This window comes from Micromonospora sp. NBC_00898 (genome assembly GCF_045207895.1).
Taxonomy (GTDB): Bacteria; Actinomycetota; Actinomycetes; order Mycobacteriales; family Micromonosporaceae; genus Micromonospora.
The window spans coordinates 3,782,784-3,797,629 of sequence record NZ_CP108775.1 but is presented as its reverse complement, the minus strand read 5'-3'; the positions used below and the strand labels follow the sequence as shown (position 1 = coordinate 3,797,629).

The following is a 14,846-nucleotide window of genomic DNA, read 5'->3' as shown; positions in this document are numbered from 1 at the left end:
GGGGAGACGGCGAGGAGCTTGACGAGCGTCCGGGCACTCGGTCGGCGCCAGCGGTCCAGCGGGGGCAGGTGCCCGGAGCGCTCGGCCCGAAACCCTCCCAGCAGGCAAAACCGCAGTGACGGCGTACCGAGATCCATGGCCGGGACCCTAACGGACCGGCGCCGCCGCCCGGAACAGCGATGTGCCGGTAATGACGAACGGCCGCTCCGATCGCGTACGATCGTGCGGCCGTTCGGCGTTCTCACGGCCCCCGGGTAGCGGCGAACCTGTACCTTCGGCGGCACCCCCACTGACCAGGTCCGCCAGGATCTGGCGGGCCGACTCCGCAAACCGGGCCTCCAGCTCCGGATCGGAAGTCAGCTCCAGGGCGTCAAGGATGGCGGGCTCAGTGGTCACACCGCTGGTCATGGCCGGGGTCATGGCGGCAGCCTAGCCAGCCCGAGGCCCCGCCGAGACAGGCCGGCAGCCTGGTAGCCGACACCGCCTCCCGCGCCGGCACCGCCTGCTGAGCAACAGTCAGCCGGCTCCGCGCCACGCCGATCGGTTCGGACAGTGTCGACGAGCCAGAGGGACTGGCCGGCCGGCGACGTCAACGGCAGTTGTCTGCCGTCCAGCCCCGGCCAGGTCGGGTCGGGGAGGGGAGGGGTCCCCGCCTCGCTGATCAACACCGGCCGGTCGGCGGCGGCGAGCGCCGGCCGCTGCCGGCACGACATCGTGCGGCGCCAGTTCGGATCGCTCACCGCGCTGAGGCACGCCCGGCGCGGGTCATCGGCATCCGGGGAGCCACGCTGGGCGGGCCGCCGCTACGGGATTCTTGAACACCACGCCCCAAGTGCGTTGGATAGGTGCGTCCTGCGTGGGTCTGCCGACCTACGGGTGGGGCCCGGCACCGGCGCCGGCCTTCGACGGTGCCGCTCAGCGGGCCTTCTTCGTCGCCCGCTTGCGGGGTGGCGTCAACAGGTCAGCGATCGCCGCGATCGCGGACGGCACCAGGCGGTAGTACGCCCAGACGCCGCGCTTCTCGCGCTCGAGCAGGCCGGCCTCGGTGAGGATCCGAAGGTGATGACTCACGGTCGGCTGGGAGAGACCAAGCGGCGCGGTGAGGTCACTCACGGACGCCTCGCCCTCCGGAGCGGACTGGATGAGACTGAGCAGTCGCAGCCGGGCTGGGTCGGCGAATGCCTTCAGCACTCCCGCGAGCCGCTCGGCATCGGCACGCTTGATCGGCTCGCCAGCGAGCGGCGAGATGGCAGGCTTAGCAGTTTTCGCAGTTCCCACGTCTTCCATCGTTCCACCAACACCATCGATAGGCCGGGGGAATAGCGTCGCTCTTTCCGGTGGGCGGCCATGGCTACCTGCCAGGCGTAGGCGATGTAGAGGCGCTGTGGCCAGCGCAGGAAGTGGGCGACGGCCGTTACCGCCGCCGAGGGGATCCAGAAACAGGAGTGGCGGTGACGGCGGGTCGAGGCGCCGACAGATCGTTGACGACGTGCCGTGGCCGGAGGTGTACTGCCAGAGCCGGCGCCGTGGTGGCGTGCGGCTGGCTGCCGGCGGCGGAGGTCGTCCGGCGGTCTCAGGCACTGTGACGGGGGTGACTGTTGCTGGTCATGCTGCTCGCGTCCTCGTTCCGGTTTGTTCACGAGCCGTTGCACGGTGACGATGACGCTCTGCCGATGCTGGGCAACGCGAGCTTGGTGGACGGGCTACGCTCCCGCATCGTCCACTCCCATGGCGGCACGTTCCTCATTACCGGCTACCGCGGGGTGGGCAAGACGACGTTGGTCTTGCGCGCGCTCAGCGAACTGTCGCAGTCCGACGGAAATGATCTCGTGGTACCGGTGGTGCTGAGCGTGGCCCGGTCGACCGACCGAAGAGGTCAGCCTTCGCTGCTCCCCGCCTGGCCGGTGCCGGCTGTCGTCGTGGAGCCCGCTGACGCCACTCAAGAGAGTCTGCCGCATCGGCGTACGGCTCTGGGGCCGGCCGTGCTGCTGTCGGTATGGATCCCGGGAGCTGAGACTCTAATCCCACCAGCAACCTTCTGACCAGGGCTTCTTGCTCGGTGACCTCTTCGGCGCATCCGAGTAGGTCACTGAGCTGGCGCGTGGGTGGCTTTGCTGTGTCCGGCTGTCGCATTCGCCGGGTCAGGCGAGCGCTCTGGCGGTGATCTCAGCCGGTGTGAGGGTGGCGTCGATGGAGATCAGCATGGCCGAGGAGCTGTAGTGGTTGAGGATGACCGCCGCGGCTGGTCGATAGGACTGCAGGCCCGCGGTGATGCGGAGCAATGCTCGAAACCTGTGGATGAGCGCCGTGGGGCGTACCCTCCCGGCGAGTCCAAGTCCAAGGAATCGAGTAGAGCCCGCGCGCCAACGCGGGTCGGGAAGGTACGCCCGTGCTTACGGTAGTCAACCCCGAGGACCCGACGCCACCGGCCGCGCCCGACGCCGGCTCGACCGGCGGTTCGTTGATCGACGAGATCGTGCGTGACGGTGCGCGGCGGATGCTGGCTGCGGCGTTGGAGGCCGAGGTCGCCGCGTACATCGCCGCGCACGCCGACCAGGTGGATGAGCAGGGCCGCAGGCTGGTGGTACGCAACGGTCACGCGAGGCCCCGGGAGGTGCTGACCAGCGCCGGGGCGGTCGAGGTGGTCGCGCCGCGGGTCAACGACAAGCGCGTCGAGGAGACGACCGGCGAGCGCAAGCGGTTCGCCTCGGCGATCCTGCCGGCGTGGTGCCGCAAGTCCCCGCGGATCAGCGAGGTGCTGCCGCTGCTGTACCTGCACGGCCTGTCCTCGCAGGACTTCGTGCCGGCGCTGGAGCAGTTCCTCGGCACCAGCTCCGGGCTGTCCGCGGCCACGATCACCCGGCTGACCGGGCAGTGGCAGGACGAGTCCCGCGCGTTCGCCGACCGGGACCTGTCCAGTGCGGACTACGTCTACGTGTGGGCCGATGGCGTGCACCTGAACGTGCGCCTCGACGAGGCGAAACTGTGCCTGCTCGTGATCGTCGGGGTGCGCGTCGACGGCCGCAAGGAACTCGTCGCCCTCGCCGAGGGCTACCGCGAATCGGCCGGGTCGTGGGCCGACCTGCTCCGCGACTGCAAGCGGCGGGGCATGCGCGCCCCGATCCTGGCCGTCGGCGACGGCGCGCTCGGGTTCTGGAACGCGCTACGCGAGGTGTTCCCCGAGACCCGGGAGCAGCGCTGCTGGTTCCACAAGATCGGCAACGTCCTCGCCGCCCTGCCGAAATCAGCTCATCCCGGGGCGAAGAAGGCCCTCGCCGAGATCTGGAACGCCGAGGACCGCGACCACGCCCGCCGCGCCGTGGCCGCGTTCAAGCTCGCCTACGGGGCGAAGTTCGGCAAAGCCGTCGCCAAGGTCGTCGACGATCTGGACGAACTCCTCGCCTTCTACGACTTCCCCGCCGAGCACTGGGTGCACCTGCGCACCACCAACCCGATCGAGTCGACCTTCGCCACGGTCCGGCACCGCACCAAGGTCACCAAAGGCCCCGGCTCCAAGGCCGCCGGCCTCGCCATGGCGTTCAAGCTCATCGAAGCCGCCCAGCAGCGATGGCGGGCCGTCAACGCGCCCCACCTGGTCGCCCTGGTCCGCGCCGGCGCCCGCTTCGAACGCGGCAAACTCGTCGAACGACCCGCCACGAGCACGGCCACGGCTGCCTAATCAAGATTTCTCATCCACAAGTCTTGACTATTGCTCGTGATGCGGTCGGGGCTGTCGTCGCGGCGCTGGAACAGTTCGCCTCTGCAGCGGTCGCAGACGTTGGGGAGCGCTGGGGCGGCGAACTCGGTGTGCCAGGTTCGGCCGCAGTTGCGGCAGGTGCGGCGGCCGGCTAGGCGGCGTTGGACTTCTGCGTCGGACAGGACGAGGTTGATTGCGCGGTCGATGGGTGTGCCGAGGTCGGATAGCAGGGCGTCGAGCGCCACTGCGGTGACGGCGTGGTTGGGGAAGCCGTCGAGGACGAAGCCGCTGGCGACGTCGGGCTGGGCGAGGCGGTTGCGGATCATGGACAGGAGCACCTTGTCGGGTACGAGTTGACCAGCGTTCATGTGCTGCAGGGCCTGGATTGCGGCGGGGGTGCTTGCCCGAATCTCGGCTTGGCCGGCGTCCGCCAAACTGATGGGGGGAACTGCGAGACGCGCGGCGATGGCGCCGGCGACAGCCTCCCGACCGGAGCCAGGTGGTCCGAGAATTGCCAGGCGCATCGGCGCAGCCTATCGCTGCACCGGCGGATGCCCAGGGGCGTCGGGTCGCCACCCTGGCCGACTTGCAGCGTTGATCGACCCTCGATCGGTGAGCTCATCGGCGGCTCCGAAGGCGTCAGGGTCCGTGGGTCGCGCTGGTGAGCCGGCGATGTCCTCAACTGCCGATGAGAGCGCGCCGTGCGGCGCTATTGCAGAGCCTCTGCCCCATGCCTGCACGTCAGGGTGGGGGGCGGCCGGAATACGGCAGAAAGGGGCCGCGGGGGCGATCGGCGTGTGGTCGACGCCCAGCTCGCCGACCCCGCCCCTCAGTGTTCGGCGCCAGGACAAAAACGGGTGGCCTCGCCAGCCCGCCCCGCCCTACCTTGTAACTGGATCTTCTTCTCCGACCCACTCACGAGAGGACTTCACCCCGCGTGACGCCGCCTGCTCTTTAGACCTGACACCTTCCCCCGTGCATCGGTCGCCGACGTCGCCGTCGGCTCTTTTCCCATGCCTTCCGTCAGGTCTTCGGAGAGATCATGTCTACGCGTCCTCATATCGTGCTGTCCTGGACCGTTCGGCGCACGCGCCTTCCCCTGCTCGGGTTCCGCTGCGTCCACTACCATTCCGGCCTCGCCAGCACTGGCGACGGGAAGTTCCGCGTCAGTGCCAACGGCAAACTCCTCAACATCTGGTTCCTGGTCGCCTGCGTTTCCTGCGACCGCATCAGCAAAATCACCGTTCACGATCGCTTCCCGGTCCGGTACCTGGATCCGATCCTTCTGGAGCGCTACTCCGGCAACTCCTCTGCCCTCGTCGCCCGCGTCCTTCTCGACCCGCTGATCGCCCGGCGCAACCGGTTCGCCCTGGAGTGGGACTCATGCTGGGAACTGCTCGCCCCGTCCCCTCCCGAAAGCCCCTGGCCCGTCCAGGTTTCTGTCATCTTCGACGACCCCGTGGCCCCTTCGCCCCGAACGGCTCATCGCCCAGGGGCTGGGCATCAGCCGCGGGGAGATCGCTCGCCGCGTCAAGATCGGCATTCCGCTGAACCGCAGAACTCACAGGGACTTCTCGTTCGTCCTGCTATGAGCCGCCGCCGTGGGCCTGAGCCGGGGCGAGAGACAAGGTGGCCTTGCCCGGGACTGCATCACACGGCGCTCCGCGCGCGGTCGCTCATGACCGGGCGCGAACGAAGGTCAGGGCCGGCCCGATACCGGCGACGAAGGTGAACGCCCCCACTCCATCGTCGACCCTGACGGGGTCGGGCCACGGATCGGGGGTTGAGACTGACTGGCAGGCTCCGTTGATCGAGTAGTCGGAATTCACCTCATCAACGCCGTCAGAGTGACGCTCTGTCACGGACCGAGACCTGCGCCGTCCGCGCCGAGCATCCGCATCTAGCCGAGTTGAGGATGTTCGGTCGACGGCAGTAGGGGATCGGCACGGGGTCGGTATCCCAGGATTCGTCGCCGTTGTGACTGCTGGCACAGGTGACGAGCGCCTACGGTGTGCACATGAGTAAGCCCCCCTCCGGGACCCCCGCTGCTGATCGTCATTGCGATCGCATGGGTGATCATCGGCGGCTGCGGTGCCTGCTGGTCAACGGTGATGCTCCCATCAGCATGGCAAGCAGCGCACGGCAGCGGCCACACCCGCACATTCACCCTCACCGAACCCATGTCCTGCGACCGAAATCCGCCACCACGGCACCGATGCGGCTGGTTCGGTGACTTCGTCAGCGACGACGGCACGGTGGTTCGGCGGCACATGGAACTTGACGGCGGTAACGCGAATGCGTTCGTCACACCGAGATAGGCCAGTCAAAGCAGCACAGCCGATCAGCATGCCGCGGGTGCGGGAGAGACAGTCGGGAGAGGACCCGGCTCCTGCCCCCCCCCGTCAAGATCCGCTTACGGCTGCTCCCACCCGGGCGGATGAGGTTTTCGGCAAGGGCAACGCCCACCGCCGGGAGACCAGTTCAGGATGCCAACGAAGCAGCATCTCTCTACGGTGCCGAGTCGGTCAGGGTTTGCGGGCGACGCCTCCGTAGACGGAAGCGTCGGCGGCGGACGGGCGCGGCTGCGGCTCGTTTTCGGCCCGCCACTCTGCCACCGGACCGATCCCCGGAGGCGTCAGCTCGAGCCCGTCAAAGAAGCGGGCGAACTCATCGCGACTGCGGAACCGGATCGGGCCGTGCCGGCCGCTGGTGGCAGCGGCGTCGGCCTCCCTTTTCTCCTCTGGCGGCATGAGATCGGTGGTTACGTTGGTGACAGCCAAATAGCTGCCCGATGGCAGCGCGTCGAGCAGCCGGGTGACGATCCCGTACGGGTCCTCAGAGTCGACGATGAAGTGCGTGATCGCGATCAGCATCAGCGCCACCGGTTGGGACAGGTCCAGGGTGCGCAGCAGGTCCGGATGATTGAGGACCTTCTCCGGCTCGCGCAGGTCGGCGTCGATGTAGGCGGTGGCGCCTTCGGGAGAGCTGGTGAGCAAGGCGCGGGCGTGGGACAGCACGATCGGGTCGTTGTCGACGTAGACGATCCGCGAATGCGGGGCGATGGACTGTGCGACTTCGTGAGTGTTGTTGGCGGTCGGGATTCCGGTGCCGATGTCGAGGAACTGCCGGATCCCCGCCTCTTTGGCTAGGAAGGAAACGGCGCGGCGCAGGAAGTAACGGTTTTCCAACGCGGCGATGCGGACGGCGGGGAAGGCTGCGGCGATCGCGTCGCCGGACTCCCGGTCGGCCTGGAAGTTGTCCTTGCCGCCGAGCCAGTAGTTGTATCGGCGGGCCGGATGCGCCACCGACGTGTCGATCCGCGATGACGCCAGCTCCGCGGCGACCGGCGAGAATCTCGACTCTTCGCTGCTCACAGGTGCCTCCATCGGCTCTGATGTCTGCCGAGCCGGACGCGGCGGTCCCGACCGGTCCACTTCGGCCACGCGCCCTCATCGTAGTGCCGAGCCGTCCCACGGTGCCCACCCGTGGCTGCAGCGCCCGCTGCCTCGCCGCTGGTGGTTCTCCCCGCCGGGCCCCCTTGGGTCAAGGCTTTCCGTCGATCGACCGGCCGAGGTGGTGCCGGCGGCAGGTGCCAGGTCTGGTGAACCTGGGTCGATGATTCCGGAGGGCTGCTTTGTCCGGAGAGCCTCACTCGCAACGGTGGAGGGGCGCCGGTGTAGCGGGTCAGTCGCCGGTGAGGGCACCTCTGCGGCCGGCCACGTAAGCGGTGGCACCTTTCCCATCTCCTGGAATTCCGATCTCACTCGCAATACGTTGACCAGGGCTTCCTGCTCGGTGACCTCTTCGTCGGCTCCGAAGACGTCAGAAATAGGCCCTACATGATCTTCGTCTGACGTTCTGAAGCCGATGCGGATGGAGGCCCACCACCCACCACGGCACTGCCATCTCGTTCCATGGTGGTCGGCTCGCCGAGCACCCTTGGCTTGGCCTACGTTCAGGCGGTGCCAGGATGGAGGCGTTGTGAAGGCGGGGCGGGCAACGGCTGGCGTTGGTGGTTGAGCGCTGTCGGCGCTGGGCTAGGGGTGCTGCCGCTCGGGCAGAGTGCATCCCCGGTCGCTGCGGTGGCGGCGACCTGCGGTCTAATCGTGGTCGGCGCGTGGGCGTGGGGCACCCGTAGTGGCAGTGCCGTCGGCGTGGCTGTCGGTGCCGTCTTCATCGCCGTGCTGGCCTCTGCGTTCGCCGTCTCGCAATGGCCCCGCAGCCTGATTGCTCCGCCGTGGCTTGACTGGTTCGCGGTTTGGTTGCTGGTCGGCGGCGTGTGCCTGGCCGCGTTGATCATCGATCGGAGCGTGCACCCCCTTTCGCCCCGTCGAGCTGCGTGGAAGCCGGCGGCGGCCCAGGTTCGGTGGGCCGCCTCCGTGGCGACGCTGGCCACCGTGGTGCTGCTGTGCAGTTGCGGGCTCGGCCTCGTCGCCGCCGACGGCGATGGCTCGCTGCGGTTCCCTGCCCGCGACGAGGAGATCCTCCCACTGCCGACCTCGCTGCGCCTGCTGTCGGTCGAGACCTGCGCCGATGGTGGCAGCAGCGGCAACTGCACGGCCGAGTTCGTGGTCACGGCCGCCGATGGTGCCGACCGGACAACGACTGTGACCCGGCTCGTCGAGCACCTTCGCAGCCGCGGTTGGCCGCTCCAGCCAGAACCTGGCGCCTATGCCAGCTATCGCGAGACCGGCGGGATCCTGAACTGGACAGCGCACCACATGTGGTTGTACGCCGAGGCCGAGCCGGCGTCGGCGCTGCGATCGGCGCGACCGCTCGACGCAGTGGTCATCTACATCGACAACCTATGACACGACCCTGACCGCTGCGTCGCTCGTCAGCGACGCGCCAGCACTGCTGGCCGGTGCACGAACATCCGCCGGCGTGCTGTCCTGCGCTTGATCCGTCACGGTCAGGATGGCCAGCGGAGCGGATGGTCACCGCCCCAAGGCGTGCCGACTTGGTGCGATGCCCTGGACGCCGCTAGAAATCGGCAGGCGCAAACCGGAAGGAAGGACTGTTGGGTAACGGCGAGTACAACAACCCTTCGGTGGTGGTGAAGTCCGGGAGCCGAGCAAACGCGAACTCAGCCGAGGTTATGTCACTCAGGTATACCTGGATGCCGTCGAGGTGTAACCACGCGCAGGCGGTGACACTGTCCATGCCCAGGCCATCCAGGTCACCCGTCAGACTGGCGCGGGCATGAATCCATAGATCACGCTGCTCGACGATCTCCAGATCGATCAGGTCGTACTGGTGATGCTGGAAGAAGTAGACGCTGGACTCAGCAGGTTCGCCGGCGCCTCGAACTGCTTGGCCTGTCATGCTGCGCCAACTGACCCCGGGGAGGGGTAGCCAGTCGATGTCAAAGAAGATGCGGCTGCTCCCGTAGTCCCGGGTTACCTCTTTGAACGGAAAGCGGAAGCTCCAGATCAAGGCCGGTGCCAGCCCAGGTGGATTGTCGTACAACAATCCGCCCCACGTTCCCCCTTCGACCGGAACAAGCTCCTGGACGTCGAGGCCGTCCTTGTCGTCAGCCTCCGTCATCACGGCGGGAGTCTGCCACAAGTGAAGGTCCTGCGGGCAACGGTCTGGATCATGCCAACCACCACGCTGGCTCCGCGCCCCGAGCCCGACTGAAGCAGCCAGGCGTCCGCTCGTTGCTACCTCTTGGGCTTGAGGACGATGACGAGGAACAGGAGTAGCAGAGCGATGCCCACTATCAGCCAGCCGATGTATTCCAGCACCGCGATCGCGCCCTGCCGCGTGCCGGGGATGATCAGCCAGAGGGCGAGGCTGATCAGGGGCACCCGGATGGGCCTGAACTTCGGTGGCGGCTTCGGGTTCGGCTCTGCCGCCGTCATCGAGCTTTCCTCTCAGCCGTGGTGAGCAGATTCGGCGGCAGGCAGTCCACGCCTGCCACGACGGCATCGACGGGGCTGCCGACCGTCGAGTACGTTACCGGCGAGTCGATCTGGCGATGGTGGACGGCGGGGAGGCCGTATGGCCGGGAAACACCGTTCGTGGTGGGGTTGGGGGCACGTCGAGGACGCAGTGACCGGCGCGGAGGCCACAGCCTTGGCCGACCGGGTGCGCACCCTGCTGCCCGACGTCGACCTGACCGAGCACGTCGCGCCGCCGGTGGCCGAACTCGACCTGCGTCCACCGCGCGTCGATCCGCCGACGTCACTCGCCCGGCTGTGCTCGACGGACCCAACCGACCGGGCGGCGCATACCCACGGCAAGGCGTTCCGGGACGTCGTCCGCAACCTGCACGGGGACGTCCACGACCCGCCGGACCTGGTGGTCCGGCCAGCGACGGAGCAGGACGTCGTCGACGTGCTGGACTGGTGCGCGGGCCGGGACATCGCGGTGATCCCTTACGGCGGCGGCTCGTCAGTGGTCGGCGGCGTGGAGCCGCGGCTGGACGACGCGTATCCCGCGGCGGTCAGCCTCGACCTCGGACGCCTCGGCCGGGTGCTCGAGGTGGACCCGACCAGCAGGGCGGCCCGCATCCAGGCCGGCGTGTTCGGCCCGGCGCTGGAGGACCAGCTCCGGCGGCACGACCTCACGCTGCGGCACTTCCCGCAGTCGTTCGAGTTCTCCACCCTGGGCGGCTGGTTAGCCACCCGCGCCGGCGGTCACTACGCCACCGTCCTCACTCATATCGACGACCTGGTGGAGTCGTTGCGGGTGGTCACCCCGGCGGGCACCAGCCAGTCGCGCCGGCTGCCCGGCTCCGGCGCCGGGCCGTCCCCGGACCGGCTGTTCCTCGGCTCGGAGGGCGTGCTCGGCGTCATCACTGAGGCGTGGATGCGGCTGCAGGACCGGCCGCGCTGGCGGGCGGGCGCCTCGGTGCACTTCACCGACTACGACGAGGCGATCGCGGCCACTCGGGCCATCGCCCAGTCCGCGCTGCACCCGAGCAACTGCCGGCTGCTCGACCCGGCCGAGGCGCTCCTCAACGCCGGCGCCGCCACGACCGGCGGCGTGCTCGTCCTGGGATTCGAGTCCGCCGACCATCCGGTCACACCGTGGCTGGACCGCGCAGTCGAGCTGTGCCGCGACCACGGGGGAACCCTGCCGGAGCCGCCCCGCAGCGACGACTCGTCCGGCCCACGGCAGCGCACCGCCGCCGACGCCTGGCGGTCAGCGTTCCTACGGATGCCGTACCAGCGCGACGCGCTCGCCGCCCGGTCGATGATCGTGGAGACGTTCGAGACCGCCTGCACCTGGGACCGATTCCCCGCCTTGCGCGCCGCCGTGCTCGCCGCGGCCGGCGACGCGCTCCGCGCCGTCGCCGCGACCGGTGTGGTCACCTGCCGCTTCACCCATGTCTACCCGGACGGCCCCGCCCCCTACTTCGGCGTGTACGCCACCGGCCGCTGGGACGCCACCGTCGCCCAGTGGGACCAGATCAAGCATGCCGTCTCCGACGCGCTGCTCGCCGCCGGCGGCACCATCACCCACCACCACGCCGTCGGCCGCGACCACCGACCGTGGTACGACCGGCAGCGTCCGGACCCCGTCGCGCTCGCATTGCGCGCCGCCAAGAGCGCGCTCGACCCGTCCTGGATCCTCAACCCGGGCGTCCTCGTCGACCCCGCCGGCTGACTTAGGCCGGCCCCGCGATTCCCGGCCTCCCGGTAAACCCCGTGCTGGCGGGGCGGCCGCATCCGCCCCGCGGGAGCTCGGCTACCCGCATCGTCGTATGCGGGTGGCATGCTGGCGGTCGTGACCCCGTTGATGATCATCAAGGGTGATGCGACGAGCCCTCAGGCTAAGGGCCGCAAGGTGATCGCGCACATCTGCAATGACCTTGGTGGCTGGGGTAAGGGCTTCGTGGTGGCGATCTCCCGCCGCTGGCCGGAGCCGGAACGTGACTATCGTCAGTGGCATCGTGGCCGCGCGAGCAACGACTTCGCGCTCGGCGTCACCCGGCTGGTGCAGGTCGCGCCGGATGTGTGGGTGGCGAACATGGTTGGCCAGCGGGGAATCAAGACCGGCAGCGCCGGCCCGCCGATCCGCTACGACGCGGTCGAGCAGTGCTTGGCGTCGCTTGCCGACCAGGCGCAGGAGCTGGGGGCATCCGTGCACATGCCCCGGATCGGGTGCGGGCTCGGCGGCGGCACCTGGAAACGGATAGAGCCAATCATCCTGCGCACCCTCTGCGCGCGGGACATCGCCGTGACCGTGTACGACCACGGGTAGCGGGCCTGGCGCAGTATCCGCCAAGGCCCGTGGCCGAACCCGTCGCTCGCCTTGCCTGCGCGGTTTGTTCCGGGCTCGGGTGGTCGACGTCGCGTTTGGGCAGGTAGTGCTGCGCCAACGCAAGTGAGTCGGCCGATCGGGTTCTGGCCGGGCGCGGCGTCTGTGTTGGTGAGGTTGCTGCGATGGTCAGGCTGCCGAGTTGAGGAGGGCGGCGAGTTCTCGGTCAGGGCTGATGTTCTTGCGGTACAGGGGGCTGCAGGGCGTTGTGGCCAGCCGGAGTGAGAGGTCGAGCAGGCTCTGGCCGGTGTCGTCGCTGCGGTAGACGGTGGCCAGGTAGCTGAACTCGTTCATGATGCCGACGACGCTGCGGTTGACGGTGCCGGCGACCCGATGCTCGTTCATTTGCCGTCGTTCGTTGTCGATGACGGTGTTCGATGCCTGGTGGGTGGCCAGGGCGGTGGCGATGTGGTCGCCGATCCGGTCGAGCAGGGTGGCCGCGGGGGCCAGCGGCATCAGCACGGGCAGTAAGGTCAGTTCGTTGACCAGCAGCGCGGTCTGCGGGCGCCAGGGCAGGAGGGTGGCGTACCACTGGCCCAGCAGCGTGGTCGACTCCTCGCCGTCTAGGTCGGCCGGGCCGATCCGGGCCAGCAGTTTCCTGGTCGCGCGGACGATGAGCACCCTGCCATCCTGCCGATCAGCGCCGGGCGGGCGCCACCTGCGGTCGGGCCCGGTTCGAGTTCCGGCTCGCTGCGAATAGGGCATCACACCGTCCGTGCCGGAGCGGGCGCCGCGCTTCCGGGCCCCCACGCTGGCCGGGTACGTTCGCCAGAGGCGCGTGGGTTGATTAACTATGCTGAGTCGTTCCCGCGGGTCTTGTCGATGACGGATGGGACTGTGATCAGTGTTGTGACTGCGGCGACGGAAAGAATCGCGGCCTACGGGTGACACCGTGATGACGGTTGACTGGGATCGCCTTCGGCACGCGTACGGCCGGGCCACCGACATGCCGCAGCATCTGCACGCACTGGAGTTCGGCGACGCCGAGGCTCGAGCTGCCGCGCTTGACCACCTCGACATCGCGGTGCTGCACCAAGGCTTTCCCGAGACGGCGACCGTGCCGGCCGTCCGGGCCGTGACCAAGCTGCTCGCCGAGGGGAGGGCGCATCCGGAGACAGTCGAGCCGCTCCTGGGGTTCCTAGGCGACGCGGCCCTGAGCGTGACTGGCCTGGCCGACGATCGCTGCTTCGCCGAGGTGCTGCCGGACCTCGCCGACGCCGTGGCGCAGGCGTACCCGGTGGTGCTTCCGCTGCTCGCGGCATCCCCACCGGAGCGGGCCCTGTTCCGCGCGAAGAATCTCGTGGCGATCGCCCGGGTACCGCGCCTGGCGCACCACCGGGAGGAACTCGCAGTTCTCATCCGGCAGTGGGCGGAGTCTGACGCCGGGTCGCAGGCGGAGTGGGTCGGCTGCCTCGGCTGGCTCGGCGTCGACATCCGTGACCGGCTCACCGACCCAGACCCGGCGGTCCGGCTGCGGGCCGCGCTGGCCCATGAGGACGACACGAGGAGTCGGGAGCTGCTTCTGGCCGCGCTGGCGGACCCGCCGCCCTCGGGCGTGCACCGCTCCGAGGTGGTCGTTGCGGCGACCCGCGTCGCCGCCGACTTCGATTCGATCGCGTCGGCGGCCTGCCAGGCGGCCAGGCGGGACAGCTGGACCGGCTTCGACGACGGCTGGGGCGCGCTGGTGCGGTTCGCGTTCCCCAAGCCGTATGGCAAGCGCCGGCCGCTGACCGATGCGCAGCGTGCGCTGCTTCGGGCGCTGATCGCCAACGACCAGCTCTGGGATCCGACGAACGGAAGCTGCGGGCTTGTGTTCAAGCAGGCCGGGTTGCCGCACAGCCGCGGCGCGTGCCGCGAGCTCGCAAGGTGACCCCGCGACGCGAGGCCAGCCAGACAAAACGGAATCAGCGGCTGGTGTGCTGTGCGCGTGGGTGAGTTGGCACCTTCCGCTCCGGCGGGGAGCTGGCGGGAGCGGGCCGGTGTCGGTTGCCGGGCGCGGGCCGCGTCCCAGGCCAACGTGTCCGCGACGGTTTCGGCGACCGACCGATGACCGCCGACGCCATCCCGCAAGATCAGGTGTGCTGATCCGTTTACTGGGCGGCGCATCGTGAAGCCGGGGTGAGGAGCCAGCGTGCGAAGCAGCTTTCGTCGTCCAGTTCGGTGTACCAGCGGATCTTGAATCGGTAGACGCTTTCAGCGGTTTGGATCAGCATGCCTGGGTCCGGCTCTCGCGATGGGGGACTGTGAACGATCGGCACCGGCCCGGGCTGTGCCGGCGATAGCCGGGTCGAGTGTTCTCCGGCGCCGTCTACGGCTGCGCTGAAGACCGCCAGTCCACCACCGCCGACGAGGAGATCGTCACCCTCGTCGTCCTCTGCGTCCGGGTACTGCAGTGCTGCCGCGAGTACATCCGGGTAGTCGGGCCCTGATGCCTGGACGAAGGCGAGGGCACTCCTCGGACTGGAAGACCTCGATCCAGCTGTCGTCACGGACAACACCGTCCCCGCCGACCAGAGCCGCGCTGCCGGCCTCGACGGCGATGCTAGTGTCCGCCGGCCCGAGGTCGACGACCCGTTCGAAGTCGTCGTCGCTGTAACCGCGCCAATCGCTTCGGCTTGTGGCGTCGATGGCGAGGAACGGCTCGCCGTTGGTCCATAACCGGCCGACATGAGCCCATGATCCACGCACTGACCCAGTATTACCGCCGAGGAGGCTGACCGGTGGCCGCGGCCGGGTGCGCCCTGGCCGTCTCCTGCGCCACCAGCGGACCCGACACCGGGAGCTCCTGCCGTGGAAACAGGATCGGGGGGAGCGGGGTGGGAGCAGCCAGGTGCACTGAACGGCAGTCAACTGCACGCAACGGCGCCGAACAGCGCTCAAC

Annotated in this window: 16 protein-coding genes; 8 read left to right on the top strand and 8 right to left on the bottom strand. The window is 68.9% G+C overall.

The annotated features are described in order from the left end of the window. Positions 1–147: 147 nt before the first annotated feature. Together OG799_RS18540 and OG799_RS18535 are read right to left on the bottom strand one after the other, a co-directional pair. Positions 148–420, bottom strand: coding sequence for a hypothetical protein (locus tag OG799_RS18540; RefSeq protein ID WP_406046512.1), 273 nt, complete (start codon positions 418–420; stop codon positions 148–150). Between the two features lie 495 nt (positions 421–915). After that, a complete protein-coding gene (locus OG799_RS18535) occupies positions 916–1,287 on the bottom strand; it encodes an ArsR/SmtB family transcription factor (RefSeq protein WP_406036443.1) in 372 nt (123 codons plus the stop codon). 320 nt (positions 1,288–1,607) lie between these two features. On the opposite strand from OG799_RS18535, the gene OG799_RS18530 reads away from it, so the two are divergent. Further along, positions 1,608–2,042: a hypothetical protein gene (locus OG799_RS18530; protein WP_406036442.1), complete on the top strand. Its 435-nt coding sequence runs from the start codon at positions 1,608–1,610 to the stop codon at positions 2,040–2,042. Between the two features lie 99 nt (positions 2,043–2,141). Here the strand turns inward: OG799_RS18530 and OG799_RS18525 are convergent, their stop codons facing one another. After that, the gene (locus OG799_RS18525; protein WP_406036441.1) at positions 2,142–2,282 is read right to left on the bottom strand and encodes a hypothetical protein; all 141 of its coding nucleotides are present in this window, start codon (positions 2,280–2,282) and stop codon (positions 2,142–2,144) included. A gap of 107 nt (positions 2,283–2,389) precedes the next feature. Between OG799_RS18525 and OG799_RS18520 the strand changes: the two genes are divergently transcribed. Beyond that, positions 2,390–3,679 carry an IS256 family transposase gene (locus tag OG799_RS18520; RefSeq protein ID WP_406036440.1) on the top strand — a complete coding sequence of 430 codons (1,290 nt, stop codon included), beginning with the start codon at positions 2,390–2,392 and terminating at the stop codon, positions 3,677–3,679. Here OG799_RS18520 and OG799_RS18515 read toward each other — a convergent pair. Next, complete coding sequence (locus tag OG799_RS18515; protein WP_406036439.1) at positions 3,676–4,221, bottom strand: adenylate kinase family protein; 546 nt, start codon at positions 4,219–4,221, stop codon at positions 3,676–3,678. The genes OG799_RS18520 and OG799_RS18515 overlap by 4 nt on opposite strands. A 518-nt stretch (positions 4,222–4,739) precedes the next feature. Between OG799_RS18515 and OG799_RS18510 the strand changes: the two genes are divergently transcribed. Next, on the top strand, positions 4,740–5,429 hold the full coding sequence (locus OG799_RS18510) for a DUF1062 domain-containing protein (RefSeq protein WP_406036438.1): 690 nt from the start codon (positions 4,740–4,742) through the stop codon (positions 5,427–5,429). A 793-nt stretch (positions 5,430–6,222) separates the two neighbouring features. On the opposite strand, the gene OG799_RS18505 is transcribed toward OG799_RS18510, so the two are convergent. Beyond that, the gene (locus OG799_RS18505) at positions 6,223–7,083 is read right to left on the bottom strand and encodes an SAM-dependent methyltransferase (protein WP_406046324.1); all 861 of its coding nucleotides are present in this window, start codon (positions 7,081–7,083) and stop codon (positions 6,223–6,225) included. 720 nt (positions 7,084–7,803) lie between these two features. Between OG799_RS18505 and OG799_RS18500 the strand changes: the two genes are divergently transcribed. Continuing rightward, entirely contained in the window at positions 7,804–8,508 is a 705-nt protein-coding gene (locus OG799_RS18500; RefSeq protein ID WP_406036437.1) for a hypothetical protein, read from the top strand. 172 nt (positions 8,509–8,680) lie between these two features. On the opposite strand, the gene OG799_RS18495 is transcribed toward OG799_RS18500, so the two are convergent. Beyond that, positions 8,681–9,247: a hypothetical protein gene (locus OG799_RS18495; RefSeq protein WP_406036436.1), complete on the bottom strand. Its 567-nt coding sequence runs from the start codon at positions 9,245–9,247 to the stop codon at positions 8,681–8,683. 113 nt (positions 9,248–9,360) lie between these two features. Continuing rightward, positions 9,361–9,561 carry a hypothetical protein gene (locus tag OG799_RS18490; RefSeq protein WP_406036435.1) on the bottom strand — a complete coding sequence of 67 codons (201 nt, stop codon included), beginning with the start codon at positions 9,559–9,561 and terminating at the stop codon, positions 9,361–9,363. A gap of 139 nt (positions 9,562–9,700) precedes the next feature. Here OG799_RS18490 and OG799_RS18485 point away from each other — a divergent pair, with 139 nt between their 5' ends. Then, entirely contained in the window at positions 9,701–11,311 is a 1,611-nt protein-coding gene (locus tag OG799_RS18485; protein ID WP_406036434.1) for an FAD-binding oxidoreductase, read from the top strand. Positions 11,312–11,419: 108 nt separating this feature from the next. Then, entirely contained in the window at positions 11,420–11,908 is a 489-nt protein-coding gene (locus OG799_RS18480; protein ID WP_406036433.1) for a macro domain-containing protein, read from the top strand. Positions 11,909–12,094: 186 nt separating this feature from the next. Here the strand turns inward: OG799_RS18480 and OG799_RS18475 are convergent, their stop codons facing one another. Then, positions 12,095–12,586 carry a DUF6933 domain-containing protein gene (locus OG799_RS18475; RefSeq protein ID WP_406036432.1) on the bottom strand — a complete coding sequence of 164 codons (492 nt, stop codon included), beginning with the start codon at positions 12,584–12,586 and terminating at the stop codon, positions 12,095–12,097. 274 nt (positions 12,587–12,860) lie between these two features. Between OG799_RS18475 and OG799_RS18470 the strand changes: the two genes are divergently transcribed. Together OG799_RS18470 and OG799_RS18465 are read left to right on the top strand one after the other, a co-directional pair. Further along, positions 12,861–13,835: a hypothetical protein gene (locus tag OG799_RS18470; protein WP_406036431.1), complete on the top strand. Its 975-nt coding sequence runs from the start codon at positions 12,861–12,863 to the stop codon at positions 13,833–13,835. A 421-nt stretch (positions 13,836–14,256) separates the two neighbouring features. Further along, entirely contained in the window at positions 14,257–14,394 is a 138-nt protein-coding gene (locus OG799_RS18465) for a hypothetical protein (RefSeq protein ID WP_406036430.1), read from the top strand. Positions 14,395–14,846: the final 452 nt, after the last annotated feature.